The organism is Actinoplanes sp. KI2 (assembly GCF_025630775.1).
Classification (GTDB): domain Bacteria; phylum Actinomycetota; class Actinomycetes; order Mycobacteriales; family Micromonosporaceae; genus Actinoplanes.
Genome location: NZ_JAOSZE010000017.1, coordinates 24910 through 50023, shown reverse-complemented (window position 1 = coordinate 50023; position 25114 = coordinate 24910). Strand labels below are relative to the sequence as shown.

At 71.3% G+C, this 25114-nt stretch carries 26 protein-coding genes; 11 read left to right on the top strand and 15 right to left on the bottom strand.

Annotated features, from left to right (window positions below; all coding sequences use genetic code 11):
- Positions 1-4: 4 nt before the first annotated feature.
- Positions 5-889 carry a transglutaminase domain-containing protein gene (locus tag ODJ79_RS19235; protein ID WP_263024870.1) on the bottom strand — a complete coding sequence of 295 codons (885 nt, stop codon included), beginning with the start codon at positions 887-889 and terminating at the stop codon, positions 5-7.
- A gap of 3 nt (positions 890-892) precedes the next feature.
- On the bottom strand, positions 893-1729 hold the full coding sequence (locus ODJ79_RS19230; RefSeq protein ID WP_263024869.1) for a MerR family transcriptional regulator: 837 nt from the start codon (positions 1727-1729) through the stop codon (positions 893-895).
- A gap of 99 nt (positions 1730-1828) precedes the next feature.
- Here ODJ79_RS19230 and ODJ79_RS19225 point away from each other — a divergent pair, with 99 nt between their 5' ends.
- From ODJ79_RS19225 to ODJ79_RS19215, 3 genes are read left to right on the top strand one after another with little or no spacing between them, the layout of a single operon-like run.
- Entirely contained in the window at positions 1829-2896 is a 1068-nt protein-coding gene (locus ODJ79_RS19225; protein ID WP_263024868.1) for an ATP-dependent DNA ligase, read from the top strand.
- Between the two features lie 59 nt (positions 2897-2955).
- Positions 2956-4524 carry an alpha/beta hydrolase gene (locus ODJ79_RS19220; RefSeq protein ID WP_411267349.1) on the top strand — a complete coding sequence of 523 codons (1569 nt, stop codon included), beginning with the start codon at positions 2956-2958 and terminating at the stop codon, positions 4522-4524.
- A complete protein-coding gene (locus tag ODJ79_RS19215) occupies positions 4524-4979 on the top strand; it encodes a GNAT family N-acetyltransferase (protein ID WP_263024996.1) in 456 nt (151 codons plus the stop codon). The genes ODJ79_RS19220 and ODJ79_RS19215 overlap by 1 nt, the downstream gene beginning before the upstream one ends.
- Positions 4980-5035: 56 nt before the next feature.
- On the opposite strand, the gene ligD is transcribed toward ODJ79_RS19215, so the two are convergent.
- Both ligD and ODJ79_RS19205 read right to left on the bottom strand, forming a co-directional pair.
- On the bottom strand, positions 5036-6067 hold the full coding sequence (gene ligD, locus ODJ79_RS19210) for a non-homologous end-joining DNA ligase (protein WP_263024866.1): 1032 nt from the start codon (positions 6065-6067) through the stop codon (positions 5036-5038).
- Positions 6068-6136: 69 nt separating this feature from the next.
- Positions 6137-6622: an LPXTG cell wall anchor domain-containing protein gene (locus tag ODJ79_RS19205; protein WP_263024865.1), complete on the bottom strand. Its 486-nt coding sequence runs from the start codon at positions 6620-6622 to the stop codon at positions 6137-6139.
- Between the two features lie 198 nt (positions 6623-6820).
- On the opposite strand from ODJ79_RS19205, the gene msrB reads away from it, so the two are divergent.
- Positions 6821-7228 (top strand): peptide-methionine (R)-S-oxide reductase MsrB, encoded by a 408-nt coding sequence (gene msrB, locus ODJ79_RS19200; RefSeq protein WP_263024864.1) that lies wholly within the window; start codon positions 6821-6823, stop codon positions 7226-7228.
- On the opposite strand, the gene ODJ79_RS19195 is transcribed toward msrB, so the two are convergent.
- From ODJ79_RS19195 to ODJ79_RS19180, 4 genes are read right to left on the bottom strand one after another with little or no spacing between them, the layout of a single operon-like run.
- On the bottom strand, positions 7225-7692 hold the full coding sequence (locus tag ODJ79_RS19195) for a dihydrofolate reductase (RefSeq protein WP_263024863.1): 468 nt from the start codon (positions 7690-7692) through the stop codon (positions 7225-7227). The two genes, msrB and ODJ79_RS19195, sit on opposite strands and share 4 nt — an antisense overlap.
- Complete coding sequence (locus ODJ79_RS19190) at positions 7689-8489, bottom strand: thymidylate synthase (protein WP_263024862.1); 801 nt, start codon at positions 8487-8489, stop codon at positions 7689-7691. The genes ODJ79_RS19195 and ODJ79_RS19190 overlap by 4 nt, the downstream gene beginning before the upstream one ends.
- 49 nt (positions 8490-8538) lie before the next feature.
- Positions 8539-8763 carry a hypothetical protein gene (locus ODJ79_RS19185; RefSeq protein WP_263024861.1) on the bottom strand — a complete coding sequence of 75 codons (225 nt, stop codon included), beginning with the start codon at positions 8761-8763 and terminating at the stop codon, positions 8539-8541.
- A gap of 45 nt (positions 8764-8808) precedes the next feature.
- Positions 8809-9084, bottom strand: a complete 276-nt coding sequence (locus ODJ79_RS19180) for an isoamylase early set domain-containing protein (RefSeq protein ID WP_263024860.1) — start codon at positions 9082-9084, stop codon at positions 8809-8811.
- An 86-nt stretch (positions 9085-9170) separates the two neighbouring features.
- On the opposite strand from ODJ79_RS19180, the gene ODJ79_RS19175 reads away from it, so the two are divergent.
- A complete protein-coding gene (locus ODJ79_RS19175; protein WP_263024859.1) occupies positions 9171-9641 on the top strand; it encodes a GNAT family N-acetyltransferase in 471 nt (156 codons plus the stop codon).
- Here ODJ79_RS19175 and hemQ read toward each other — a convergent pair.
- The 3 genes from hemQ to hemE all read right to left on the bottom strand — a co-directional run bounded on the left by hemQ (position 9613) and on the right by hemE (position 12801).
- The gene (gene hemQ, locus ODJ79_RS19170) at positions 9613-10314 is read right to left on the bottom strand and encodes a hydrogen peroxide-dependent heme synthase (protein WP_263024858.1); all 702 of its coding nucleotides are present in this window, start codon (positions 10312-10314) and stop codon (positions 9613-9615) included. The genes ODJ79_RS19175 and hemQ overlap by 29 nt on opposite strands.
- A complete protein-coding gene (gene hemG / locus ODJ79_RS19165; protein WP_263024857.1) occupies positions 10314-11699 on the bottom strand; it encodes a protoporphyrinogen oxidase in 1386 nt (461 codons plus the stop codon). The genes hemQ and hemG overlap by 1 nt, the downstream gene beginning before the upstream one ends.
- A gap of 64 nt (positions 11700-11763) precedes the next feature.
- Positions 11764-12801: a uroporphyrinogen decarboxylase gene (gene hemE / locus ODJ79_RS19160; RefSeq protein ID WP_263024856.1), complete on the bottom strand. Its 1038-nt coding sequence runs from the start codon at positions 12799-12801 to the stop codon at positions 11764-11766.
- 221 nt (positions 12802-13022) lie between these two features.
- Between hemE and ODJ79_RS19155 the strand changes: the two genes are divergently transcribed.
- Positions 13023-13589 carry a DUF3000 domain-containing protein gene (locus ODJ79_RS19155; RefSeq protein ID WP_263024855.1) on the top strand — a complete coding sequence of 189 codons (567 nt, stop codon included), beginning with the start codon at positions 13023-13025 and terminating at the stop codon, positions 13587-13589.
- A gap of 42 nt (positions 13590-13631) precedes the next feature.
- On the opposite strand, the gene ODJ79_RS19150 is transcribed toward ODJ79_RS19155, so the two are convergent.
- Positions 13632-14657: a S1C family serine protease gene (locus ODJ79_RS19150; protein WP_263024854.1), complete on the bottom strand. Its 1026-nt coding sequence runs from the start codon at positions 14655-14657 to the stop codon at positions 13632-13634.
- Positions 14658-14799: 142 nt separating this feature from the next.
- Here ODJ79_RS19150 and ODJ79_RS19145 point away from each other — a divergent pair, with 142 nt between their 5' ends.
- The 5 genes from ODJ79_RS19145 (at position 14800) to ODJ79_RS19125 (ending at position 21745) form a co-directional block, all read left to right on the top strand.
- A complete protein-coding gene (locus ODJ79_RS19145; protein WP_411267348.1) occupies positions 14800-16113 on the top strand; it encodes a ribonuclease D in 1314 nt (437 codons plus the stop codon).
- 153 nt (positions 16114-16266) lie between these two features.
- Positions 16267-17463: a thiolase family protein gene (locus tag ODJ79_RS19140; protein ID WP_263024853.1), complete on the top strand. Its 1197-nt coding sequence runs from the start codon at positions 16267-16269 to the stop codon at positions 17461-17463.
- Entirely contained in the window at positions 17460-19523 is a 2064-nt protein-coding gene (locus ODJ79_RS19135; RefSeq protein WP_263024852.1) for a 3-hydroxyacyl-CoA dehydrogenase NAD-binding domain-containing protein, read from the top strand. Before ODJ79_RS19140 ends, ODJ79_RS19135 begins: the two co-directional genes overlap by 4 nt.
- Positions 19524-19682: 159 nt before the next feature.
- The gene (locus ODJ79_RS19130; protein WP_263024851.1) at positions 19683-20663 is read left to right on the top strand and encodes a hypothetical protein; all 981 of its coding nucleotides are present in this window, start codon (positions 19683-19685) and stop codon (positions 20661-20663) included.
- Between the two features lie 155 nt (positions 20664-20818).
- Complete coding sequence (locus ODJ79_RS19125) at positions 20819-21745, top strand: DUF2637 domain-containing protein (protein WP_411267347.1); 927 nt, start codon at positions 20819-20821, stop codon at positions 21743-21745.
- A 91-nt stretch (positions 21746-21836) separates the two neighbouring features.
- Here the strand turns inward: ODJ79_RS19125 and ODJ79_RS19120 are convergent, their stop codons facing one another.
- From ODJ79_RS19120 to ODJ79_RS19110, 3 genes are all read right to left on the bottom strand, one after another.
- Positions 21837-23072, bottom strand: a complete 1236-nt coding sequence (locus tag ODJ79_RS19120; RefSeq protein ID WP_263024849.1) for a sensor histidine kinase — start codon at positions 23070-23072, stop codon at positions 21837-21839.
- Complete coding sequence (locus ODJ79_RS19115) at positions 23069-23743, bottom strand: response regulator transcription factor (RefSeq protein WP_263024848.1); 675 nt, start codon at positions 23741-23743, stop codon at positions 23069-23071. Before ODJ79_RS19115 ends, ODJ79_RS19120 begins: the two co-directional genes overlap by 4 nt.
- 70 nt (positions 23744-23813) lie before the next feature.
- The gene (locus ODJ79_RS19110) at positions 23814-25088 is read right to left on the bottom strand and encodes a PQQ-like beta-propeller repeat protein (RefSeq protein WP_263024847.1); all 1275 of its coding nucleotides are present in this window, start codon (positions 25086-25088) and stop codon (positions 23814-23816) included.
- Positions 25089-25114: the final 26 nt, after the last annotated feature.

Below are 25114 nucleotides of genomic sequence, written 5' to 3'. Positions count from 1 at the left end.
CCGGCTAGCGGCGCCTGATCGACTCCCGGCTCTCAACCTGCTGACGGCGCTCGAGGTCGACAGTGAACACGCTGAGGGAGGGCTTGGAGGGGCTGAGGCACTCGACCTGGACGCCCGGATGAAGGCGCTCATCGTCGGCGTAGATGCCGGCGAGCTTCTCCTCGGCCCGCGAGTCGCCCGCGTCGGCGGACTGGAGAAGGTCGGCCACCTCGTCGATCATCTCCAGGTCATAGCCCAGGGTGAGATACATGCCTCCCCAAAGGTCCCAGAGCAGCAGCTCGTCACCGCGGCGGTGGGCGAGCTCGGAGATGACGTAGTTGCGGACGAACCAGGAACCGCGATTGAAGTGGTCACCCGGATCCACGCCGAAGGACTCCACGTCGAGGTCGCCCCGCCGGTGTTCCGACCAGACCTGGGCCGCGGTCCGCAGCCCGCCGGGTGCGAGATCGACGTAGCGATCCACCTGACTGTCGATCGCGGTCCACCGGGCGCCGTCCCAGTACTCGGCGACGACATGGTCGTAGTGCCAATCCGGGCCGAGGTAATCGGCGAATCCGACCCGGCTGCGGGCGGGAATACCCTTGTGCCGCAAGGCGGCGACCGTGAGCAGCGTGAAATCGCGACAGCAGCCGACGATGCGCTGCTCGGGAGCACGTGGCTCGGTCAGCGGGGTGTCGAACCGGCTCCGGTCGGCATCGAGCAGCCGATCGGCCCAGCGACTGTCGATCTCGGCGAGCCGTTCGAGTTCGAACGGGATGCCCGATGCGCGGTAGTGGACAACGATGTTGCGGATCACCTCCCCGATGCCGCGAGGGTCGTCGGGCAGCGGGTCGAACAGCTTCGCGTGGGCGCGCGGGTCGGAGAACCGGGTCTGCCGGGCGTAGTCCATGGCTTACTCCAGGATGGGTTGGGCGACTTGCACGAAGGGATCGGCGCCGGAGATCTGATCCCAGTCGTTGAGGTAGATCTCGCGGTCGGGCCCGCTCGGCACCAGCGAGTGCCGGGCGACATAGGCGGAGACGGCCTCGTACGCGCCCAGGATGCGGGGGTAGAAGGCGTCGTCGCGGGCCACGGTGGTGTAGGACTCGCGATGGGCAGGCTCGACCCGGATGACGATCTCGCCGGCCGGCTCGACCGCGCCGATGAACGGGATGCAGACCTCGATGGTCGCGTCGCTGTCGGGTGTGACCGGGCCGTGGTAAAGCACCCAGAACTCGGGGGTGAGCGCGGCCCGCTGCTGGGTGAGGTGCTCGCGGAGCGTCCACTCACAGGTGCGCATCGCCTCGACCAGCGTGCTCTGGTACACCTCGGTCACCAGGGCCGCGACCTTGGTGGCCGGCACGTCGCGCGTGCTCACCGCGTACGTCTGCTCGGGTTGCGAAATGCCGTGCATGAGCTGCCCGCGGAGCCAGGCCACGCTCCCCCGCCGGTTTTGCATGGCGGCCTCCTGGCCGGCCCACCAGCGGTCGAGACGGGGCCCGGCCTCCTCGTCGGGCGCGTCGATCACTTTGGCGATCTCCGCCAGCGGCATCGCGATCCGGCGCAGCAGGCTGATCCGCCGGGCGCGGTCGAGCTGGTCGGCCCGATATCGGCGATAGCCGGTGTCGGGGTCGACCGAGTCGGGCCGGAGCAGACCGGACACGTCATACAGCCGCAGTGCCTTGATCGACAGGCCGGCCAGCCGGCCGAACTCGCCGATGGCGAGGGTTTCGAGGTCTCGCGCTTCCATGGCATGGAGTCTGGGGTCTCCCCCAGGGGGAGAGTAAAGACCTCAGGGGAGAGTAAAGAGGGGCTTCCGGATGGCGTCGGAAGCGGCAGACTGGGTGCCATGGATCTGCCGATCAACCCGCCGGTCAAGCCGATGCTCGCGAAGCCCGTCGCGGAGATTCCGCCCGGCCAGCTGTACGAGCCGAAGTGGGACGGCTTCCGCTCGATCATTTTCCGCGACGGCGACGAGGTGGAGATCGGCAGCCGCAACGAGAAGCCGATGACCCGATACTTCCCCGAGGTCGTCCGGGCCGTGCTGGCGAACTTCCCGGAGCGGGCGGTGATCGACGGCGAGGTGATCGTGGCCGACACCGAGCGCAACACGCTGGACTTCGAGGCGCTGCAGCAGCGCATCCACCCCGCGGCCAGCCGGGTCAAGCTGCTCAGCGAGCAGACGCCGGCCAGCTTCGTGGCGTTCGACCTGCTCGCGATCGGCGACGAGGACCTGACCGAACGCCCGTTCGCCGAGCGACGCGAGCGGCTGCTCGACGTACTCAAGGATGCGCAGCCACCGGTGCACGTCACCCCGGCCACCGACGATCTTCCCACCGCGCAGCGGTGGTTCGCGGAGTTCGAGGGCGCCGGGCTGGACGGGTTGATCGCCAAGGGCCGCGAGCTGGCGTACCAGCCGGACAAGCGGGTGATGTCCAAGATCAAACACAAGCGCACCGCGGACTGCGTGGTGGCCGGCTATCGGGTGCACAAATCGGGCGAGAACCGGATCGGCTCGCTGCTGCTCGGCCTGTACGACGAGCGGGGGGTGCTGGCCTCGGTCGGCGTGATCGGCAGCTTTCCGATGGCCGTCCGCGAGGAGCTGTTCGAGGAGATGCAGCCGCTGGTCACGTCGTTCGAGGGGCACCCGTGGGACTGGGCGGCGCACGAGCAGGGCGAGCGCACCCCGCGCAAGAACGAGTACAGCCGGTGGAACAACGGCAAGGATCTCTCCTTCACGCCGCTGCGGCCGGAGCGGGTGGTCGAGGTCCGCTACGACTACATGGAAGGCGTCCGATTCCGGCATACCGCGCAGTTCGAGCGCTGGCGGCCCGACCGGGAACCCCGCACATGCACGTACGAGCAGCTGGAGCGCCCTGTCCAAGTCAATCTGGCCGAGGTCTTGACCGGCCGCTGAGCGAACCTGTCGGACCGACCGGCTAGCCTCGATCAAGCAAGCTCAGCCATCGAAAGGCCGTGATCGTGCCGCGTCGTCTTCGTCTGGTCGCCGTACTCCTGTTCGCGGCGGTCCTCGCCGTTGCCGGCTGCACCGTGCCCACGTTCGCGCCGGACGGCTCGGGCGAGGCCGGGCCGGATGCCAACGGCACCGTCGCTCCGACCGGCGCCGCGACCGACTGGCGGGACTGCTCGGACATTCCCAAGTCGCTGATCGGCCGGGGCGCCAGCAACATGACGTACGACTGCGCCACGGTCCGGGTCCCGCGCGACTGGCACGACAAGACCAACGGCCAGACGTACGGGATCGCCCTCATCCGGGTCCGGTCCAAGACCCAGTCGCACCGGATCGGCTCGCTGCTGATCAACCCGGGCGGCCCGGGCGGCTCCGGCATCGAGACCGCGGTCTACCTCTCCTACGGCGAGTCGCTCGGCGGCCTGCCGACCGCCGTCACCAACCAGTTCGACATCATCGGCTTCGACCCGCGTGGCGTCGGCCGGTCCGACCCGGTGAAGTGCATCAGCGACGCCGATCAGGACGCGACCTTCGCCTCCCCGCCCGACCTGGTCACCCAGGCGCAGTTCAACGCCTTCGTCGCGCTGAACAAGAGGATCGTGGACGGCTGCGGCGACAAGTACGGCGACCAGCTCGTCACCTTCGCCACCGAGCAGGCCGCCCGGGACATGGACGCGATCCGGCAGACCGTCGGCGACAACAAGCTGAACTACCTGGGCTTCTCGTACGGAACGCTGCTCGGCGCCACCTACGCGCAGCAGTTCCCGACCGACATCCGGGCGATGGTGCTGGACGGCGCGATCGACCCGAAGCAGACCTTCGTCCAGAGCTCCGAGTTGCAGGCGAAGGGCTTCGAGCGGGCGTTCACGAACTTCGGCAACTGGTGCAAGGCGACCCCGGCGAAGTGCCCGATCGCACCGGACGCGCGTAAGGCCGTGACCGACGCGATGGCGGCGGCCGAGAAGAACCCGGTGCCCTACAGCGACGGGCGGAAGGCGACCTCCGGCTGGATCTTCCTGGCCGTGATCTCGTCGCTGTACACCGAGACGGGCTGGACGGCGCTGGCCGCGGCGGTGTCCACGCTCAAGGAGGGCAACGCGAAGGGCATCTTCACCCTCGCCGACCAGTACGCCGATCGAAAGTCGGACGGCACGTACAGCAATCTCTTCGACGCCAACCTCGCGGTGAACTGCTCGGACACCAAGGACGTGCCGAGCGTCGCCGAGATCCGGCAGTTGCAGGGCGAGTGGCGCAAGAAGTACCCGCTGTTCGGCGCCTCGCTCGCGACCGGCATGTTGCCGTGCACCCTGTGGCCGGGCGAGCGCGACCCGTTCCCGGCCGGCGCCGCGACCGGTGCCCCGCCGATCGTGGTGGTCGGCACCACCGGCGACCCGGCGACGCCGTACGAGAACACCGCCGCGCTGGCCGACATGCTGGGCGTCGGGCACGTGCTCACCTGGGAGGGCGAGGGGCACACGGCGTACCCGAGCACGCCCTGCATCGTGCAGGCGGTCGACAACTACCTGATCAATCTCCAGGTGCCCGCGGAAGGCCTGCGGTGTCCGGCAAAGTGATGGAGTTCCGCTCGGCCGAACGGGTCGACGTGCCCGCGATCCTGCGGTTGCTCGCCGACGACGACATCAGCCGGGCCCGCGGGTTCGGCGTCGTCGCCGAGGAGGTGGACGCCGCGATCTGGGCGGCGTTCGAGGCGATCGACGCCGACCCGAACAACGAGCTGATCGTCGCCGAGGCCGACGGCGAGGTGGTCGCGACCTGCCAGCTCACGTTCACGCCGGGGCTCAGCCGCGGTGGCGCGTGGCGGATGACCGTGGAGGCGGTCCGGGTGCGCGCCGACCGTCGCTCCGGCGGCATCGGGCGCGAGCTCATGGCGTACGCGATCGACCGCGCCCGCGGCCGCGGCTGCCGGATCGTGCAGCTCACCACCGACAAGCGCCGCGCCGACGCGCACCGGTTCTACGACTCGCTCGGCTTCGTCGCGAGCCACGAGGGGATGAAACTAGCCCTGTGACAGCGGGCACGAGGGGATGAAACTAGCCCTGTGACAGCGGGCATGAGGGGATGAAACTAGCCCCCTGACGGCCAGTTCGCCTTGTTGATCCGGCTCGGCTGGACGCGCGGCGGCTCGCCCGGCATCTTCGGGTGGTCCGGCGGGTACGGCATGTCGCCCAGCCCGTCCCGCTCGTCCCGCTCGGACCACTCGAGCAGCGGCGTGAGGTCGTGCGCCACGTCATCGATCGCGGCGTGCGGGTCGCCGATCTTCGCGAACCGGGCGGGGACCGTGCGCAGGTCGAAGTCGTCCGGCTCGACCTGGGTCAGCTCGTCCCAGGTCACCGGCGCCGAGGCGGTGGCACGCCCGTTGGCCCGCAGCGAGTACGCACAGGCGATCGTCCGGTCCCGGGCCATCTGGTTGAAGTCGATGAAGACCTTCTCGCCGCGTTCCTCCTTCCACCAGGCCGTGGTGATCCGGTCGGGGGCCCGCCGCTCCACCTCCCGGGCCAGCGCGATCGCCGCCCGCCGCACCTGCACGAACGACCACCGCGGCGCGATCCGGATGTAGACGTGCACGCCGCGGCCGCCGGAGGTCTTCGGATACCCGACCCAGCCCAGGTCGGCCAGCACCTCGCGGACCACCCCCGCGGTGGCGACCACCTCGGCGAACCCGGTGCCGGCGTGCGGGTCGAGGTCGATGCGCAGCTCGTCGGGGTTGTCGACGGCGGCGGCCCGCACCGGCCAGGGGTGGAAGACGATGGTGCCCATCTGCGCGGCCCAGGCCACGTGGGCGAGGTCGGCCGGGCAGAGCTCGTCGGCGCCCCGGCCGCTCGGGAAGGTGATCTTCGCGGTCTGGATCCAGGGTGGCACGCCGCGGGTGGGGATGCGCTTCTGGAAGAACGCCTCGCCCTCGATGCCGTCCGGAAAGCGCTGCAGGGTCGTGGGCCGGTCGCGCAGGGCGCGCAGGATGCCGTCGCCGACGGCCCGGTAGTACTCGAAGACGTCGCGCTTGGTGTAGCCCTTGCTCGGAAAGACGATCTTGTCGGGGCTGCTCAGCCGGACGGTGCGGCCGGCGATCTCGTGCTCTTCCGCTGCGGCTTTCGGCATGTGATCGACCCTAACGAAACGGGCCGCCCGGTGGGCGGCCCGTTCTCCTGGAAGATCATTCGTCGTGGCTCAGGCCTCGCGGCGGCGCCGGGTGTACCAGACCGCGGTCCCGCCGGCGGCCACCATGAGCGCGCCGACCGCGACGATCGTGCCCATCGGCGCCCCGGTCACCGGGAGGGCGTGCCCGGCGCTGACCCCGTTCTTCGGCGGCACCATGGCGCCCTTGACGCCGCTGGGGCTCGGGCTCGAGGTGACCGGCGTGGTCGTCGGCGGCACCGTGTCGACGTGCGCGGTCGGGGCGGTGGTGCTCGGCACCGGGCTGGTCGGGTACGTGGTGGACGGCGTGGTCGGCAAGACCCCGTAGCCGCCGGTACCCCGGGTGTCCCCGGCGGGGACACCGTCCTGGTCGACATAGACGCAGCCGTCGCGCCGGCCCTCCGCGCACGGCGGGGCGGTGGCGGCCGGGTGGGCCGCGGCGAGAGCCGGCGAGGCTGCGAAGAACAGGGCGGCCGCCGCGGACAGTCCGGCTACGAGAATCCGACGATTTGCACTCATGAGGAGTTATCCGTTCTCTTGCGATATTTCCGGGTCCAAAGTGAGCTTAGCGGGGATTGCCCGGTTTACCCCCTAAATCCCCTCACGGGTGTGCAACCCGCGGGCTGGGGCCTCTTCCCTGTTCCGCTCAACGGGCACGCCGGCGGCAACGGCCGCACCACGGGTGCGTCGGCACTCCATCGACGTACCTTTGACGGCATGGCGACGAACGACACCACCCTGCCCACCACGGAGGACGAGTGGCGGGTCCGGCTCAGCCCGGAGGAGTTCCGCATCCTCCGCCAGGCCGGAACCGAGGCACCCTGGTCCGGCGAGTACGTCGACACCAAGACCGAGGGCATGTACGAGTGCCGGGCCTGCGGCGCGGCGCTCTACCCGAGTGACTACAAGTTCGACTCGCACTGCGGCTGGCCGTCCTTCGACGACGCCATCCCCGGCGCGGTCAAGGAGATCGAGGACCGCAGCCTCGGCATGGTGCGAGTCGAGATCCGATGCGCCCGGTGCGATTCACACCTGGGCCACGTGTTCCGCGGGGAGCACCTCACCGACAAGAACACTCGCCACTGCGTGAACAGCCTGTCGATCAGGCTGGAGCCGAAGGCCTAGCTCCGGAAGAGCTCCTCGACCACATACCGCAGGCCGTCCGGGGTGGTCCGGCCCGAGGACTCGGTCACCACCCATTCGGGACCGAGTTCCGGTGCCAGAACATCCCCGGAAACATCCAGATCTATCCGCGTACGCACGATATGTCCTGCTTTCGGCAGGAATGCGGCATAAATGGCACCGCCGCCCATGACCCACACCTCGTCGGCGGTCGGCACCTCGTCGATGGCATGGATCACGGAAGCACCGTCCGCGGTCCATGACCGATCGCGGGTCAGCACGACGTTCCGCCGGCCCGGCAGCGGCTTGCGGGGCAGCGAGTCCCACGTCCCGCGGCCCATCACCACGGTGGCGCCCATCGTGCGTTCCTTGAACATGGCCTGCTCGCCGGGGATCCGCCAGGGAATCCCGCCGCCGGCGCCGATCACCCGGTCGCGCGCCTCGGCCCAGATCATGTGCACGGTCACACCGCCACCGGCGCCTTCAGGGCCGGGTGGTGCTGGTAGTTGGCCAGCGTGAAGTCCTCGAAGCGGTAGTCGAAGAGCGACGACGCGTCCGCGATCTCCAGGGTGGGGAACGGGAACGCCGGCCGCGTCAGCTGCTCGGTGACTTGCGAAACGTGGTTGTTGTAGATGTGGCAGTCGCCGCCGACCCAGACGAAGTCGCCCGGCTCCAGCCCGACCTGCCGCGCCACCATCAGCGTGAGCAGCGCGTAGCTGGCGATGTTGAACGGCAACCCGAGGAAGAGGTCGGCGCTGCGCTGGTAGAGCTGGCAGGAGAGCTTCCCATCGGCCACATAGAACTGGAACATCGCGTGGCACGGGGCCAGCGCCATGGCCGGCAACTCGGACACGTTCCAGGCCGAGACGAGCATCCGGCGCGAGTCCGGATCCTTCCGCAGCGTGTCGAGCACGCCGGCGATCTGGTCGACGTGCCCGCCGTCCGGCGTCGGCCAGGACCGCCACTGCACGCCGTAGATCGGGCCCAGCTCACCCTTCTCGTCGGCCCACTCGTCCCAGATGGTGACGCCCTGCTCGCGCAGCCAGGCCACGTTGCTGTCGCCGCGCAGGAACCACAGCAGCTCCACCGCGATCGACTTGAAGTGCACCCGCTTCGTGGTGATCAGCGGAAAGCCCTGCGACAGGTCGTACCGCAGACGCTCGCCGAACAGGCTCACCGTGCCGGTGCCGGTGCGGTCGGTCTTCGGCGTTCCGCCGGCCAGGACCCGGCGCAGCAGATCCTCGTACTGGGTGTCCACAGCCATGGCAGCAAACCTAACAACCGCCGCCGACACCGCGGGCGGCGGCGGGCCGTCACCCGGCCCAGGCCTCCGACATCTGCCGGCTCTGCTGCTCGACGCCCTGCACGGTGGCGGGCGCGGCGAAGCCCAGCTCGGCGCCGATCTGCTGCCAGCGCTCGTACAGCACCTGATCGACCAAGACATGGCGTACGTCCTGATGCGCCGCCCGCAGCTCATCCAGCGCCGCCTCGTACCGCGCCACGCGCTTGTGCAGGTCTGACGTCTCATACATGGCCATGTCGCCCATGATGACCCAGAAGTGAGGAAATTTCCGGCTTTCCGGTTACAACCGGAGTTCGCTCCCCTGCGGGCCTACGGAGTCCGCGTGGTCGTCGTCGAGCCACACGCCATCGCTGGCCAGATACCGGAACGAGTAGTGGCCGGGCGAGAGCGGCACGCTGACCGTCCGGGTGCCATCCTTGCGCCGTTTCAACTCGTGCGCGCCCGGCCTCCAGCCGTTGAACGTTCCTACCACGCTGACCGGCCCGGCCGGGCTGTCGCCCGGAAGGCAGAAGGTAACCCGGGTCTTGTTGCCGAAGAGCTTGCTCTTCTTGATCATGAAGACCTCCACAGACAGCTCGGGCTTCCATCCGTACAACGGGCGGCCCCGATACGGGTGACGGCGCGCCGCATACGATCTGCCACATGTCTTCGGAACTCCAGGACGACCTGCGCATCGCGTCGTTCGCCGAGCTCGACACCGGCACGCTGTACCAGATTCTCAGGCTGCGCAGCGCGGTTTTCGTGGTCGAGCAGAACTGCGTCTACCTTGATCTCGACGGGCTCGACCCGGAACCGGGTACCCGGCATTTGTGGATCGAACGGGCGAGCGAAATCCGGGCGTACGTGCGGATTCTGGACATCGACGGCGAGCCGCGGATCGGTCGCGTGGTGACCGCGCCGGCCGGTCGCGGCGGCGGTCTGGCCGGCCGGCTGATCGCCGAGGCGGTGCGGATCATCGGTGATCGCCCGAGCGTGCTGCACGCCCAGGCGCACCTCAGGAATTATTACGCCAAGTTCGGATACCAGCAGAACGGTCCCGAATACATCGAGGACGGCATTCCGCACATTCCGATGATCCGGAACGCTACGGCAATGCGGCAACCAGCTCGCTGATCGAACGGCGGCGGCCCGTGTAGAACGGGACCTCCTCGCGTACGTGCCGCCGCGCGGTCGCCGCCCGCAGCTCCCGCATCAGGTCGACGATCCGGTGCAGCTCGTCCGCCTCGAACGCCAGCATCCACTCGTAGTCGCCGAGCGCGAACGAGGCCACCGTGTTCGCCCGCACGTCCGGGTAGTCCCGGGCCATCTTGCCGTGCTCGGCCAGCATGAACCGCCGCTCCTCGTCGGGCAGCAGGTACCACTCGTACGAGCGGACGAACGGATACACGCAGAGGTACGCCCGCGGGTCCTCGCCGGCCAGGAACGCCGGCAGGTGGCTCTTGTTGAACTCGGCCGGCCGGTGCAGCGCCATCTGCGACCAGACCGGCGCCAGGTGCCGCCCGAGCGCGGTACGACGGAACAGCCCGTACGCGTCCTGCAGCGCGTCCGACGAGCCGGAGTGCCACCAGATCATCAGGTCCGCGTCCGCGCGCAGGCCGGACACGTCGTACGTGCCGCGAATCGTCACGTCCTTGCCGGCCAGCTGCTCGAACAGGCCGTCCACCTCGCCGGCCAGCTCGTCACGCAACGGTGGCAGCGGCGTCTGCACCCGGAAGACCGACCACATCGTGTACCGGATGGTCGCGTTCAGCTCGTTGATCCTGGCCGCGTTCGTCTGCTCGCTCATCAACCCTCCAAGTACTTGCTGACGTCTTCGGCGGCTCGCTCGCCGCCGGCGATGCACGCCGGGATGCCCACGCCGTCGAAGGCCGCGCCGGCCAGCGCCAAGCCCGGCGGCAGCTGCGCCCGCGCGAACGCCACCCGCTCCCGGTGGCCCGGCGCGTACTGCGGCAGGCCGCCGCCCCAGCGCTGCACCCAGGACGCGGCCGGCGGCGGCAGCTCGCCGCCGATCAGCTCGCCCAGCTCGCGCCGCGCCCGATCGAGCAGCACCTGGTCGTCGACCTGGAGACGCTCCTGCTCGCCGGCCCGGCCCAGCGACGCCCGCACGATCACCGGCCCGGAGTCGTTGGCCACGTGCGGCCATTTGCGAGTGACGAACGTCGCCGCCTTCACCAGCGTCCCCTCGCTGGGCGGCACCAGGAACCCGGACAGCTCGGGCAGCGGTGTCCCGGCCGGCAGCGCCAGCGCGACCAGCGCCACGCTCGCGTAGTCGAGCACACCCACCGCCTCGGCGGCCGCCGCGGAGACGCCCGCCAGCAGTCGTGCGGCGGGACGGGCCGGGACGGCCAGCACGATCGCGTCCACATCGTCCGTCTCGGGGAAGGGCGCCGCGCCCAGAAGCAGCCGCCAGCCGCGAGCCGTGCGTGCGATGTCGCGCACCGGAAGTCCCAGGCTGATCCGCGCGCCGCTCGCCGCGGCCGCCGCCGACACCAGCCGGGTCATCCCGCCGTCCACCGCGGAAAACACCGGCCCGGGGGTGCGGTTGCGCTTCGCCTGCGCGGACCGCACCGCCGCCCGCAGCGTGTGCTCGACCCGCGCGGTCTCGGCCAGCTGCGGGATGGTCACCTCGAGCGACAGGCCGTCGGCGCGCCCCGCGTACACCCCGCCGAGCAGCGGGTCGACCAGGCGGTCCACCACCTGCTCGCCGTACCGGTCGCGGACCAGCGCGCCGACCGCGACGTCTTCGCCTGCGGCGAGCACCGGGCGGCCGTCGTCGTGGTCACGGCCGGCGTCCGGCTGCGCGACGCCGTCCAGCTTGTCAAGATCTGCCGGTACGCCGACCAGCGTGCCCGCCGGAATCGGGGTGAGACGGCCGCCGATCGAGAGCGCGGCCGGCACCGTGGCCGGGTGCACCAGCGACGACCCGAGGCCGAGCCGCTTCGCGAGGGCCACCGCCGCGGAGTCGCCACCCGCCGGCCCGGCGGTCAGGAAAGACTCGGCGCCCCGCTCGACCACCAGGCCGCCAAGCTCGCCGGTGCGCAGCTTGCCGCCGAGCGCACCGCCCTGCTCATACACGATCAGGTCGGTGCCCGCCGGCACCAGATCCCGCAAACGCACCGCAGCCGCAAGCCCGGCGACGCCGCCGCCAACAACCGCAACCCGCTTTCGCACGCCTCCACCATCCCAGGCCCCCACCCCCACCCCCCACCGGGGTACATGACTGTGAGCCGGTCGGTCAGCGCGCGGAGATGTCGTGGATCAGCTCCACCAGCCGGGTCAGCACTGTCGGGTCGGTCTCCGGCAGCACGCCGTGCCCCAGGTTGAAGATGTGGCCCGGGGCGGCGCGGCCCTGCTCGAGCACCCGGCGGGCCTCCCGCTCGACGACCTCCCAGGAGGCGAAGAGCACCGCCGGGTCGAGGTTGCCCTGCACCGCGTGGCGCGCGCCGAGCTGCTCGGTGGCCCGGTCCAGCGGGGTACGCCAGTCGACGCCCACCACGTCCGCGCCGGCCTCGCCCATCGCCTGCAGCAGCACCGCGGTGCCGACGCCGAAGTGGATGCGCGGCACGTCGGTGTCGGCCAGCCCGGCCAGCACCTCGCGGGAGTGTGGCAGCACGTACTCCCGATAGTCCGCCTCGGACAGTGCGCCGGCCCACGAGTCGAACAGCTGGACCGCGCTGACCCCCGCGTCGATCTGGGTACGCAGGAAGGCGAGGGTGATGCCGGAGAGGCGGGTCAGCAGCGCATGCCAGAGGCCCGGCTCGCCGTACATCATCGCCTTGGTCTTGGTGTAGGTCCGCGACGGTCCGCCCTCGATCAGGTAGCTGGCCAGCGTGAACGGCGCCCCCGCGAACCCGATCAGCGGCGTCCGGCCGAGCTCGCCGGTGAGCAGCCGCACCGACTCGGCCACGAACGCGACGTCGTCCGCGGTGATCGGGCGCAGCCGGTCCAGGTCCTTCTCGGTGCGGATCGGCTCGGCCACCACCGGCCCGGTGCCCGCCACGATGTCGAGGTCGACGCCGGCCGCCGCGATCGGCACCACGATGTCGCTGAACAGGATCGCGGCGTCGACCTGGTGCCGGCGCACCGGCTGCAGGGTGATCTCGGTGACCAGGTCCGGCCGCCGGCACGACTCCAGCATGCCGATGCCCGCCCGGATCTTGCGGTACTCGGGCAGCGAGCGCCCGGCCTGCCGCATGAACCAGACCGGAGTGTGCGGCACGTCCTGGCCGCGGCACGCCCGGACGAAGGGGGAATCGCTCAGCACGGAAGTCACGGCGCAATGCTCCCACGACCCCGCATCGCGATCGCCCGGGGAGCGAAGCGGTGGCCGCCGGCGAGCGAAGCGGCGGCCACCGGGAAGCGAAGCGGCGGCCATCGGGAAGCGAAGCGGCGGCCATCGGGAAGCGAAGCGGCGGCCGCCGGGAAGCGAAGCGGCGGCAAAGTTACAGCGCGGCGATCGACAACTGACACCGGTGCGCGGCATAGGCTTCCGGCATGGCGACCCCCTCCGCTGCCCCCGAGGCGTTCACCCGCGCCGTCGCCGGGCTGCAGGCGGCCACGCCACGACCGGAGATCCTGCTCGAGGAGATTCCCGCGCCGCAGCGGCTGGCGCCGTATTCGTTCGCGCTGAGTGCCACCGTGTTGCGCTCCGGCGACGAGGTGGCCAGCGGCCGGCTGATCCTGCTGCACGACCCGGCCGGGCACGAGGCCTGGCGCGGCGATCTGCGGCTGGTCACGCTGGTCACCGCGGAGCTCGAGCCGGACATGGCCGGCGACCCGCTGTTGCCCGCGGTGGCGTGGACCTGGCTGACCGACGCGCTCGAGCAGCACACGGCCACGTTCACGGCGATCGGCGGCACGATCACGCAGACCGCGTCGACCCGGTTCGGCGAGCTGGCCGGCCCGGCGCCCACGGCCGACCTGGAGGTACGCGCCTCCTGGACGCCCACCTCCACGGACACCGCCGCCCACCTGCTCGGCTGGTGCGCGATGCTCGCCTCGACCGCCGGGTTGCCGCCGCCGGGGGTGACGGCCCTCAACGACCGTCACCGCGTCGGCTGACCGACGCCGCTGAGACTTACCGCTAGCCGCTGAGACTTACCGCTAGCAGACCGCGAAGGTGTCGCAGGCCGTCTTCACCGGGATGGCCAGGCCGATGCCCTCGGCGTCCTTCGCCTTCGCGGTCGCGAGCCCGACGACCTGGTTGTTGGCGTTCACCACCGGACCGCCCGAGTTGCCCGGGTTGATCGGCGCGTCGAACTGGATCGTCGGACCGTCCGGGTCGTTCGGCCGGTACGCGCTGATCACGCCCGTGGTCACGGTGTCGTCCAGCCCCAGCGGCGCGCCCACCACGACCACCTGCTGACCGGGCTTGACCGTACCGGTGAAGGCGGTCAGCCCGGTGATCTCCTGGTTCGCGTGCAGCAGCGCCAGGTCCTTGGCCTTGTTGACCTTCACGATCGTCGCCTTGATCGATGTGTTGCCGCGCTCCAGGGTCACCGCGCGGCCGCCGCCGGTCCACACCTGGGCGACCACGTGATAGTTCGTGAGCAGATTCGACTGGCCGTTCGCCGCCTTCTTGCCGACCGACCAGGCCGTGCCGGTGAACTCGCCGGCGCGCACCCGGAAGACGCTCGGCAGCACCTTCGACGACACCGCCTCGGGGTCGAAGACCCCGGCCAGCTCCTTCTCCAGCTTGTCGGTCCGGTTCTTCTCCGCGGTCAGCACCGACTGCATGGAGGCGTTGTCGCTGCTCATGTTCTCGATCCGGTACGCCTGCCAGCCGGCCACCACGACCAGGATCGCGACCAGCCCGGCCAGCAGCGGCTTGACCAAGCCCTTCGAGGCGCTCGCCCGGGCGCGCTCCGGCTCGGCCTCGGGCATCACCGGGAACGCGCCGGTCTGCCAGGTCCGGGCCTGCGGCGGCGGTTCCGGATCCCATCGATGCTGCTGCGGCTCGGATTCCCATTGCTGAGGTTGCTGGTACTGAGGTTGCTGGTACTGCGGCTCCCAGCGCGGCTCGGTCCCCCACGCGGACCCGCCACCCCGCTCCTCGGCGCGCCTTCGCCCGTCGTATCGGTGCTGGTCCGTGCCGTCGGCGGGGATGAACGGGTCGTACGTGGTAGTCATCCGGCACGGCCTCCCGGGTCTCGGTGCTGCGGGAGGTAGTACGGAGGAAAAGCCGTTCCGGATGAGTCTGCTTTCGATCGAGAACCGACGCGCCGGTACCCGGCTGCACATCAGGGGGGTGGTGCACCCGTACGGTTACGGAGTGACCGACGAAGCACCCCTGCGCCGTCGGGACGAGCCAGAGCCGGCAGGGGACGGACGACCGCTCCCCGAGCCGCCCGACCCGACGTCTGGCGGTCCCGACCCCCTTCCCGCCGCCGTCCCGCTGACCGCGCCTCGCGAGGGCACCCCCCGCCCGGTCGAGTCCGAGACCGAACTCGCCGACATCGTGGCCCGGATGGCGGCCGGCGCCGGGCCCGTCGCCGTCGACGCGGAACGCGCGTCCGGCTACCGCTACACCCAGCGCGCCTATCTGGTGCAGCTCCGCCGGGCGGGCGCCGGAACGGTGCTGATCGACCCGTTGCCGCTCGACGACCTGCACACGCTCGACGCCGCGCTGGCCGACAGCGAGTGGGTGCTGCATGCGGCCAGCCAGGATCTGGCCTGCCTCGCGGAGCTGGGGCTGAAGCCGCGCCGCCTGTTCGACACCGAGCTGGCCGCCCGGCTGGCCGGCTTCGAGCGGGTCGGGCTGGCGGCGCTGACCGAGCAGCTGCTGGGCTTCACGCTGGAGAAGCACCACTCGGCCGCGGACTGGTCCACCCGGCCGCTGCCCGAGTCGTGGCTCACCTACGCGGCGCTGGATGTCGAGCTGCTGACCGACCTGCGCGACCACCTGTCGGCCGAGCTGGAACGTCAGGGCAAGACGGAATGGGCCGCGGAGGAGTTCGCGGCGCTGGTGGCCAGCGCGGACCGGCCGCCCCGGGTCCGGCCCGATCCTTGGCGCCGCACGTCCGGGATCCATCGGGTACGGGGCGCCCGCGCCCAGTCCCGAGTCCGTGCTCTCTGGTACGCCCGGGATGGTGTCGCGGCCCGGCGCGACTCCGCCCCCGGTCGCGTCCTGCCCGACTCGGCGATAGTCGCGGCCGCCGAGCAGGATCCGAAGGACGAGCGCGCGCTGCTCGCCATCCCCGGGTTCGGTGGCCGGTCGGTCCGCCGCCTGGCCCGGGTGTGGCTGGATGCTCTCGACGAGGCTCGCGCCCTGCCGGACGACGCCCTGCCGGTCAACCAGCCGATCGACGGTCCCCCGCCGCCGCACCGCTGGGCCGAGCGGGACCCGATCGCGGCGGCCCGCCTGGCCCGCTGCCGCGCGGTTGTCGTCGGCACCGCGGAGTCGCACCATCTCCCCCCGGAAAATCTGATCAGCCCCGATTACGTTCGCCGGCTCGCCTGGTCGCCGCCGGACGAGGTGTCCGCGCAGACCGTGTCGGACACGCTGCGGGGGTTCGGTGCCCGGGACTGGCAGGTAGGGCTGTTGGCCGCGCAACTGGCCGAGGTGCTGCCCGATCCGGCCGACTGAGGGACCGGCGGCCGGGGTTCGTGGTTTCGTGGGGTTTGCCGGGTAGCCGAAACGGGGCTGTGACATTCCCGGCGGTCGCTTGGCAGACGTTAGTTACTGGCGAGTAGCATTCGTCTCACCAAGAACATGGGCTCGCCCGCAAGGAGGCTTGCTGTGCCCCGTGAAGTACGCGAAGTCGTCTTCGTCGACGGCGTCCGCACACCGTTCGGCAAGGCGGGTGGCATGTATGCCGAGACCCGCGCCGACGACCTGGTCATCCGCTGCATCCGGGAGCTGCTGCGGCGCAACCCGCAGCTGCCGCCGGAGCGGGTGGACGAGGTGGCGATCGCGGCCACCACGCAGATCGGCGATCAGGGACTGACCATCGGCCGTACCGCCGCGCTGCTGTCGGGCCTGCCCAAGACCGTTCCGGGGTATGCCGTCGACCGGATGTGCGCGGGCGCGATGACGGCCGTGACCAACGTGGCCGGTGGGATCGCGATGGGCGCCTACGACTTCGCGATCGCGGGCGGCGTCGAGCACATGGGCCGGCACCCGATGGGCGAGGGCGTCGACCCGAACCCGCGCATCCTCGCCGAGAAGCTGGTCGACCCGTCCGCGCTGGTGATGGGCTCGACCGCGGAGAACCTGCACGACCGCCTGCCGCAGATCACCAAGGAGCGCGCGGACCGGTACGGCCTCAACTCCCAGATCAAGACCGCCAAGGCGTACGCCGACGGCAAGCTCCAGCCCGACCTGGTGCCGGTCGCGATCCGTAACCAGGAGGAGGGCTGGGGGCTCGCGACCGTCGACGAGGCGCCGCGCGAGACCTCGCTCGAGAAGCTCGCCACGCTGAAGACGCCGTTCCGCCCGCACGGCCGGGTCACCGCCGGCAACGCCGCGGGCCTCAACGACGGCGCCACGGCGGCCCTGCTGGCCGACGAGGAGACCGCCCGCTCGCTGGGCCTGCCCGTCGCGATGCGCCTGGTCTCGTACGGGTTCGTCGGCGTCGAGCCGGAGATCATGGGGTACGGGCCGATCCCGTCCACCGAGAAGGCCCTCGCGAAGGCCGGCCTCACGATCGACGACATCGGCCTGTTCGAGCTGAACGAGGCGTTCGCGATCCAGGTGCTCGCCTTCCTCGACCACTACGGCATCGCCGACGACGACCCGCGGGTCAACCCGTGGGGTGGCGCGATCGCCATCGGTCACCCGCTCGCCTCCTCGGGCGTGCGGCTGATGACCCAGCTGGCCCGGCACTTCGCCGAGCACCCCGAGGTCCGCTACGGCCTCACCGCCATGTGCATCGGCATCGGCATGGGCGGCACCGTGATCTGGGAGAACCCGAACTGGGAAGGCGCGGAGAAGTGACCATCCAGCACCCGAACGAGGTAGTGACGAAGGCTCTCGTCCGGTTTGTCCAGGTGCCGGGGCTGGCCAAGAAGGCCGCGCTGATCACCCTGGACAACGGGCTCGACTACACCAAGCCGAACAGCTTCGGGCCCGGCGGTCTCGCGTCGCTGGACGAGGCGATCACGACGGCCACCGCCGCCGAGCCGGCGTTCATCGCCCTGACCGGCAAGCCGTACATTTTCTGCGTTGGCGCCGATATTACCGGCATTCCGTACATTACGGACAGGACGCAGGCGGTGGAGCTGGGCGAGCTCGGGCACCGGGTCTTCGCACGCCTGAAGAACTCGACGATTCCCACCTTTGCCTTCATCAACGGTGCGGCCCTCGGCGGCGGTCTCGAGGTCGCGCTGCACTGCCACTACCGCACGGTGTCGACCGGCGCGGCCGCGCTCGGCCTGCCCGAGGTCGCGATCGGCCTGGTGCCCGGCTGGGGCGGCAGCCAGCTGCTGCCCAACCTGATCGGCGCGCCGGGCGCCGCCCAGGTGATCCTCCAGAACCCGCTCACCCAGAAGGTGCTGCGGCCCAAGCAGGCCCGCGAGCTGGGCCTGGCCGACGAGATCTTCGAGGCCGCGGACTTCCTGGAGAGCTCGCTGTTCTGGGCCGCCGCGGTGGTACAGGGCGACAAGACCGTCGAGCGGCCCGAGGTCGACAAGGACATGTGGGACGGGGTGCTGTTCTTCGCGAAGCAGCAGCTCGACGAGAAGCTGCACGGCGCCGTCCCGTCCGCGAACAAGGCGCTCGAACTGCTCGCGCTGGCCAAGGACGCGACCTTCGAGGACGGCACCGCGGCCGAGACCCAGGCGCTCGCCGACCTGATCATGGGCGACGAGGCGCGGGCCAGCCTGTACGCGTTCGACCTCGTGCAGCGCCGGGCCAAGCGGCCGGTCGGCGTGCCGGACAAGTCGCTGGCCCGCAAGGTCACCAAGGTCGGCATCGTCGGCGCCGGCCTGATGGCCTCGCAGCTCGCGCTGCTGTTCGCCCGCCGCCTCCAGGTGCCGGTGGTGATGACCGACCTCGACCAGACCCGGGTCGACAAGGGCGTCGGCTACGTCCTCGGCCAGATCGACAAGACGGTCGCCAAGGGCCGGATGGACGAGGGCACCGCGGCGAAGCTGCGCGGCCTGGTCAGCGGCTCGGTCGACAAGTCCGTCTTCGCCGACGCCGACTTCGTGATCGAAGCCGTCTTCGAGAACCTCGACCTCAAGAAGCAGATCTGGGCCGAGCTCGAGAAGATCGTCTCCCCCGAGGCGGTGCTGGCGACCAACACCAGCTCGCTGTCGGTGACCGACATGGCCGCCGACCTCGAGCACCCCGAGCGGGTCGTCGGCTTCCACTTCTTCAACCCGGTCGCGGTCCTCCCGCTGCTCGAGATCATCAAGGGCGAGCGGACCGACGACGCCACGCTGGCCACCGCGTTCGCCGTCGGCAAGGAGCTGAAGAAGTCGTCGGTGCTGGTCAAGGACGCCCCGGCGTTCGTGGTCAACCGGGTTCTGCTCCGCTTCACCGACGTGGTCTTCCGGGCCGTCGACGCCGGCACCCCGCTGGACGTGGTGGACACCGCGTTCGACCCGCTGGGCCTGCCGATGCGCCCGATCGCGCTGCTCCAGCTGGTCGGGCCGGCGGTCGCCTACCACGTGGGCGAGACGCTGCACGAGGCGTTCCCCGACCGCTTCGCGAACAGCCCGACGCTCAAGAAGATCGTCGACGCGGGCCTGCCGCTGCTGGTCGACGACGAGTTCAACCCCGAGGTGCTGAAGCTGGCGACCGGCGGTTCCGCGCCGTTGACCGCCGAGGAGGTACGCGAGCAGGCGCTGGCCGCGCTCGCCCAGGAGATCCGGCTCATGCTGGACGAGGGCGTCGTCGCCGAGGCCCAGGACATCGACCTGTGCATGGTGCTGGGCGCCGGCTGGCCGTTCCACCTGGGTGGCGTGACGCCGTACCTGGACCGCAGCGGCATCGCCGAGCGGGTCACCGGCAAGCGGTTCCTGCCCAAGGGCGTGGGCAGCCTGCCCGCCTGACGTCGGATCGACGACGCCCCGTGCCCGGTGGGTACGGGGCGTTGTCGTACTCGCGCGGTTTTGTCCGGTCGGCGGCACTCCGCCGACCGATGGCGGAGAGACCTCGTTTGGCGGGGCCAGATAGGCTCCGTGGTGGTGTAACCAATCGATGGAGCCCCGATGTCGCAGCCGCCGTATTCCGGCCCGCCCTACGGTCAGCCTTCCTCCGGCGATCCCTCTCCGGGCCAGCCGCCCTACGGCCAGCAGCCGCAGTACGGGCAGCCGCAGTACGGCCAGCCCCAGTACGGCCAGCCCCAGTACGGCCAGCCCGAGTACGGCCAGCCGCAGTACCCGGGCCAGCCCAACCCGGACGTGCCGCCGACGCAGGCATACCCCGACTACGGCCAGCAGCCGCAGTACGGCCAGCCGCAGTACGGCCAGCCCCAGTACGGCCAGCCCGAGTACGCCCAGCCCGGATATCCCCCGCCGGCTCCTCCGCAGAAATCCCGGACGCTGCCGATCGTCCTCACCATCATCGGCATCGTTCTGGTGCTCTGCGTGGGCGGCGGCACGGCCGTGGCGCTGATCGTCAAGAACGACCAGAACAAGAAGAACACGGCCGACACCTCGTCGACGACCGCCCCGACGCAGGCGACCGACGAGCCGACGCCGGACCAGACCACCGAGACCACCCCGCCGGCCACCAAGGTCACGATCGCGGCGCCCAAGACCCTGGGCGGCCGGCCGAAGCTGACCGACAAGGAGCTCGCCGGCCTCACCGACTCGCTGAAGACCGCGCTCGGCTCGGTCCCCGGCGCGACCAACCCGGTCGGCGCGCTCTACGGCACGATCTCGAACCAGGACATCGTGGTGCTCGCCGCGGCCCAGGCCGACGTGGACGACCCGGCGACTATGCTGGATCTCCTGTTCACCGGCGCATCCAGCGGTGCCGGCAAGGTCACCGGCGTCACCACCGCGCCGACCGGCTCGCTCGGCGGCTCCGCCAAGTGCGGCTTGGCCACCGACTCCGGCACCAAGATGGCGCTGTGCACCTGGGCCGACTCGGGCAGCATCGGCATGCTGATCTGGTACGACAAGTCGGTCGCCAAGGCGAAGGCCGAGTTCCCCCGGCTCCGGGCACAGGTCGAGAAGCAGGGCTGACGGCGTCAAGCCGACACGCCGTACCGCTCGATCACATGATCGCAACGCTCCTGGCACGGACCGGATACGGTTCCGCGCCAGGAGCCTTCGCGTAACCCGCACCGGTCAGGATGGGGCGGTCCCGAGACCGTTCGACTGATCGAGGAGTAGCTCCGGTGGTGGTCCTGCAACACCTGCGTCGCGTCCGGTGGGCGGTTCGCGCCACCCTGTTCCTCGGGGTGGCCGCCTCGGTGGTCGCCAACGTTCTGCACGCGCTGGACAACCCGATCAGCCAGGCGATCGCCGCGTGGCCGCCGCTGGCGCTGCTGCTGACCGTGGAGCTGATCTCCCGGGTGCCGGTGCACCGGCGGTGGCTGGCCGCCACCCGCCTGCTCGCCACGGCGACCATCGCGGGGATCGCGGCCTGGGTCTCGTACTGGCACATGGCCGGAGTCGCGGCGCGGTACGGCGAGACCGGGGCGTCGCCCTACCTCCTGCCGCTGTCGGTGGACGGCCTGATCGTGGTGGCCAGCATCTGCCTGGTCGAGTTGGGCGGCCGCATCGCGTCCCTGGAGAACCCGGCCGACCCGGTGGCCGACCCGGTGGCCGAGACCGCGCCGGCCCCGGCGCAGCCGTCCGTCCCCGGCCTCGTCCCCTCGCCGTCCGCAAGCGGATCGCCCGTGCCCGCCGGGGCGAACGGGCGCGGCGGGATGGACCGCCGAACCCGCGCCGAGATTGCCGCCGCCCTGTCGCGGAAGGCGAACGAGGACGAGTCCTTCACCCCGACCGTGACCCGCCGCCCGAGGCAGCCCGTCGCGGCCGGCCGGGCGGTTCCGGCCCAGCGCAGCACCGCCGCCTCGCGAGCGACCACCAGCCAGGCCGTCCCGCCGCCGCAAGCGCGCGGCGCCGCCAGGCCAGGGAACGCACGCGGCACCGCCAAGCCGGAGAAGAAGGAGCGCCGCTCCCCCGCGGAGACGGTCGCCCTCGCCAACCGGATAAAGGCCGAGCGCCCGCAGCTGACCGAGGCCGAGATCGCCGCCGAGCTGGGCATCAGCGCCTCCCGCTGGCGCACCGTCCGCCGCGAGGCCGCGGTAGCCGCGTAGCCCAAAGGTCACCGACCCGGCGTTACCGCCGCGAGGCCGCGGTAGCCGCGTAGCCCAAGGTCACCGACCCGGCGTGACCGCCGCGCGTGGCTCAGGTGGCCAGCCCGACGTTCCGGCCGCGCGGCACGGACGCCGTGGCGGCCACCACCGGCGTGGCATCCGCGGTCGGCAGCGCCACCGTCACCTCGAGCCCCCCGCCCTGCTGGGCGACCGCCGACACGGTTCCGCCGTGCGCGTCGCACACCGCTCGCACGATCGACAGGCCCAGCCCCGACCCGCGTGACCCGGTGCGCTCCCAGCCGCCCCGGCGGAACGGCTCGAACAGTCCCGGCACGTCGGCCGGCTCGACCTCGTACCCGGTGTTGCCGACGATCAGCCGGGCCTGCCCGTCCACCATCTCGGTGCGCAGCCACAGCTTGCCGAGCAGGTGGTTGTAGCGGATCGCGTTCTCGATGAGGTTCCCGGCCAGCCGGTCGAGCAGGCTCGGATCGCCCACCACCGGCGCCGGCTGCAGGTCGGTGGTGACGTCCAGCTTGAGCCGCTCGGCCTCGGCCCGCACCGCCGACAGCGCGTTGTGGACACTCGTCGCCAGGTCGGCGGGCACCTTGCGAACCAGCCGGCGACCCGACTGCGCCTCCGACCGGGCGAGCACCAGCAGCGCGTCGACCAGGCCGTTCGCCCGCTCCGAGGCGTTGCGCACCACCCTGGCCATCCGGCGGTACTCGGCCACGTCGGCCTCGTCGTCGCTGAGCGTCACGTCGATCTCGGTGCGCATCACGGCGAGCGGCGTGCGCAGCTCGTGCGACGCGTTCGCCACGAAGCGCTTCTGCGACTCGAACGCACCGGCCAGCCGGTCCAGCATGGCGTCGAAGGTGCGGGCCAGCTCGGCCACCTCGTCGTCCGCCCCCGAGTAGCGGATGCGCTGGTCCAGCGTCTCCTCGCCGAGCCGCTGCGCGGTCTGGGTGACGGCGTGCAACGGCCGCAGCGCCCGGCCCGCCACCGCGTACGCCCCGGCGATGCCGATGATGCCGATCGCGAGCAGCGCGACCAGGCCCTTGACCAGCACCTCGCGCGAGGCCCGGTCGACCACCGCGGTCTGCCAGTCGATCGCGTCCCGGGTCGACCCGTTGGCCAGGGTGACCGTGGAGCCGGGCTGCAGCGCGTCGATCGGGTGCATCGCGTCGCCGACCAGCAGCCAGGCCAGCAGCACGAGGATGGCGCCGGCGCCGACCAGCAGAATGCCGTTGAGCAGGGTGAGCCGCAGCCGGAGCGTGGGCCGGAGGCTGAGTTCCAGCTTGCGGTTGCGGCGGCCGAGGTAGACGGTCATGAGAGGCCGACCGGTTCGGGCACCCGGTAGCCGGCGCCGACCACGGTCTCGATCAGCGGCGGGTCGCCGACCTTCTTCCGCAGGGTCATCACCGTGACCCGGACGGTGGTGGTGAACGGGTCGGTGTTCGCGTCCCAGACACGTTCCAGCAGCTCCTCGCTGGACACCACGCCGCCGCGCGCCTTCAGCAGCTCCTCCAGGACGCCGAACTCCTTGTTGGTCAGCTCGATCAGCACGCCGCCACGGGTGACCACCCGGCGGGTCTGGTCGAGGATCAGGTTGCCCGCCGTCAGCACCGGCGGGGCGGCCGGGGTGGCGCGCCGGCCGAGCGCCTGCACCCGGGCCACCAGCTCCTCGAAGGCGAACGGCTTGGCCAGGTAGTCGTCGGCGCCCAACTGCAGGCCCTCGACCCGGTCGGCGACCGTGCCGCTGGCGGTGAGCATCAGCACCCGGGTGAGCGCGCCGGAGGCGACCAGGTCGGCGCAGATCTCGTCGCCGTGCTTGCCGGGCAGGTCCCGGTCGAGCACCACCACGTCGTACCGGGTCACGTACGCCATCTCGTGGCCCTGCAGGCCGTCGTACGCGACGTCGACCGCCATGCCCTTGCGGCGCAGCCCTCTGGCGATCGCGTCGCACAGGTTGCGCTCGTCTTCCACCACCAGCACCCGCACCGCACGACCTCCCACGCCATTGCCGGGCCCCAGCCTCCCCGACGGGGTGTGAAGAGGCCGTAAGTGGAGGCTACCCAAGCCGCCAGACGGCGACCGAGGCGTCGACCAGCCGGCAGGCCAGCACGCCGCCGCCGGTCTCGCAGCCGCCGGAGACCCGGTCGGCCGAGCCGAGCACCTCGATCGAGCGGTCGGCCGGGTCGAGCAGCCCGTAGACGAGCCGGTAGTGGCCGGGCGCCTGGATCATGCCGTAGATCAGACCGCCGGGCGCGAGGCCGAGCCCCTGCCAGTCGCCGAAGTTGCCGAGCTCCCTGCCGGTGCGCGGGTCGAGCACCGAGAGCCGCGCACCGCCGCCCTCGTCCGAGCCGCCGGTGGCCATCAGGTGCGGCCCGAGCGCGCCGGCGGACGTCCAGCGGTCGGAGCTCCACAGCACCTGCCCGTCCGCGGGGTCCAGCACGGTCATCCCGCGCTGCTGCCGGAAGGTGCAGATCACCGTGCCGCAGTCGTCCTGCATCCAGCTCTGCGACAGGTCGGCCGGCGTCTGCCAGAGCCGTTCCAGCCCGGGCACCCGGTAACCGTCGTAGCGGCCGCCGACGCCGACCAGCAGGTACGAGCCGACCGGCCAGATCAACCCGGCGATCGGCCGGTTGCCGGTGGGTACGGTGGTCGCGCCGATCCGGCGCCCGGTGTGCGCGTCGTACGCCAGCAGCCGGCCCTGGCCGGAGAGCGAGATCAGCCACTGCGGGTAGCCGGTGCCGGCAACTGTCTCGGCGAGGACGCCGTTGGCCGGCCGGGACACCCGCCAGCGCTCGGCGCCGGTGGCCAGGTCGATCGCGACGTCGCCGCCGTCCGCGCTGAGCAGGACGATCCCGTCGGCGGAGGAGACCGACACGAGCCGGTCGGGCCGGTGCCACAGCATCGGGCCGCCACCCGCCGGGTACGCCACGGTCACCTGATCGCCGCTCGCGTCGAGCTGGTAGCCGACGACCACCGTGTCACCGGCCTGCTGGACGCTGACCACGGTGCCGGACACCCCGACCGTGGTGCGGCTGACCTCCCGCATCGACGGCAGCTCGTAGCTGGTGATGGCCCGATCGCGGACCGAGCCGAAGCTGTCCACGCCGCCGGCGCCGACCAGGTACAGCCGGTTCCCGTCGATGGTGAAGGTGTCGCCGAGCCGGGCCGGGATCACCGTGGGCCCGGCCGGCGGCCGCTGGTAGGCCGCGCCGCCGGCCGCCAGGAGCAGCACGGCCGACAGGACGCCGAGCACGGCGCGGTAGGGCGGCGGCCGCCTGCGAACCTCCAGGACGGCCGGCACCTCCCCGAGGTCGATCAAGGTGTGTGTCACGGTGCACTCATTCTGCGCCCGACGAG

What these genes read in the sequence shown, in the direction of transcription:
- ODJ79_RS19150 (WP_263024854.1), bottom strand. Translation starts at nt 14,657, where the DNA reads ATGACTACCACGTACGACCCGTTCATCCCCGCCGACGGCACGGACCAG.
- hemQ (WP_263024858.1), bottom strand. Translation starts at nt 10,314, where the DNA reads ATGAGCGAGCAGACGAACGCGGCCAGGATCAACGAGCTGAACGCGACC.
- ODJ79_RS19130 (WP_263024851.1), top strand. Translation starts at nt 19,683, where the DNA reads ATGTCGCAGCCGCCGTATTCCGGCCCGCCCTACGGTCAGCCTTCCTCC.
- ODJ79_RS19235 (WP_263024870.1), bottom strand. Translation starts at nt 889, where the DNA reads ATGGACTACGCCCGGCAGACCCGGTTCTCCGACCCGCGCGCCCACGCG.
- ligD (WP_263024866.1), bottom strand. Translation starts at nt 6,067, where the DNA reads ATGCCGAAAGCCGCAGCGGAAGAGCACGAGATCGCCGGCCGCACCGTC.
- ODJ79_RS19120 (WP_263024849.1), bottom strand. Translation starts at nt 23,072, where the DNA reads ATGACCGTCTACCTCGGCCGCCGCAACCGCAAGCTGGAACTCAGCCTC.
- ODJ79_RS19180 (WP_263024860.1), bottom strand. Translation starts at nt 9,084, where the DNA reads ATGATCAAGAAGAGCAAGCTCTTCGGCAACAAGACCCGGGTTACCTTC.
- ODJ79_RS19225 (WP_263024868.1), top strand. Translation starts at nt 1,829, where the DNA reads ATGGATCTGCCGATCAACCCGCCGGTCAAGCCGATGCTCGCGAAGCCC.
- ODJ79_RS19190 (WP_263024862.1), bottom strand. Translation starts at nt 8,489, where the DNA reads ATGGCTGTGGACACCCAGTACGAGGATCTGCTGCGCCGGGTCCTGGCC.
- ODJ79_RS19175 (WP_263024859.1), top strand. Translation starts at nt 9,171, where the DNA reads ATGTCTTCGGAACTCCAGGACGACCTGCGCATCGCGTCGTTCGCCGAG.
- ODJ79_RS19230 (WP_263024869.1), bottom strand. Translation starts at nt 1,729, where the DNA reads ATGGAAGCGCGAGACCTCGAAACCCTCGCCATCGGCGAGTTCGGCCGG.
- ODJ79_RS19185 (WP_263024861.1), bottom strand. Translation starts at nt 8,763, where the DNA reads ATGGCCATGTATGAGACGTCAGACCTGCACAAGCGCGTGGCGCGGTAC.
- ODJ79_RS19205 (WP_263024865.1), bottom strand. Translation starts at nt 6,622, where the DNA reads ATGAGTGCAAATCGTCGGATTCTCGTAGCCGGACTGTCCGCGGCGGCC.
- msrB (WP_263024864.1), top strand. Translation starts at nt 6,821, where the DNA reads ATGGCGACGAACGACACCACCCTGCCCACCACGGAGGACGAGTGGCGG.
- ODJ79_RS19215 (WP_263024996.1), top strand. Translation starts at nt 4,524, where the DNA reads ATGGAGTTCCGCTCGGCCGAACGGGTCGACGTGCCCGCGATCCTGCGG.
- ODJ79_RS19155 (WP_263024855.1), top strand. Translation starts at nt 13,023, where the DNA reads ATGGCGACCCCCTCCGCTGCCCCCGAGGCGTTCACCCGCGCCGTCGCC.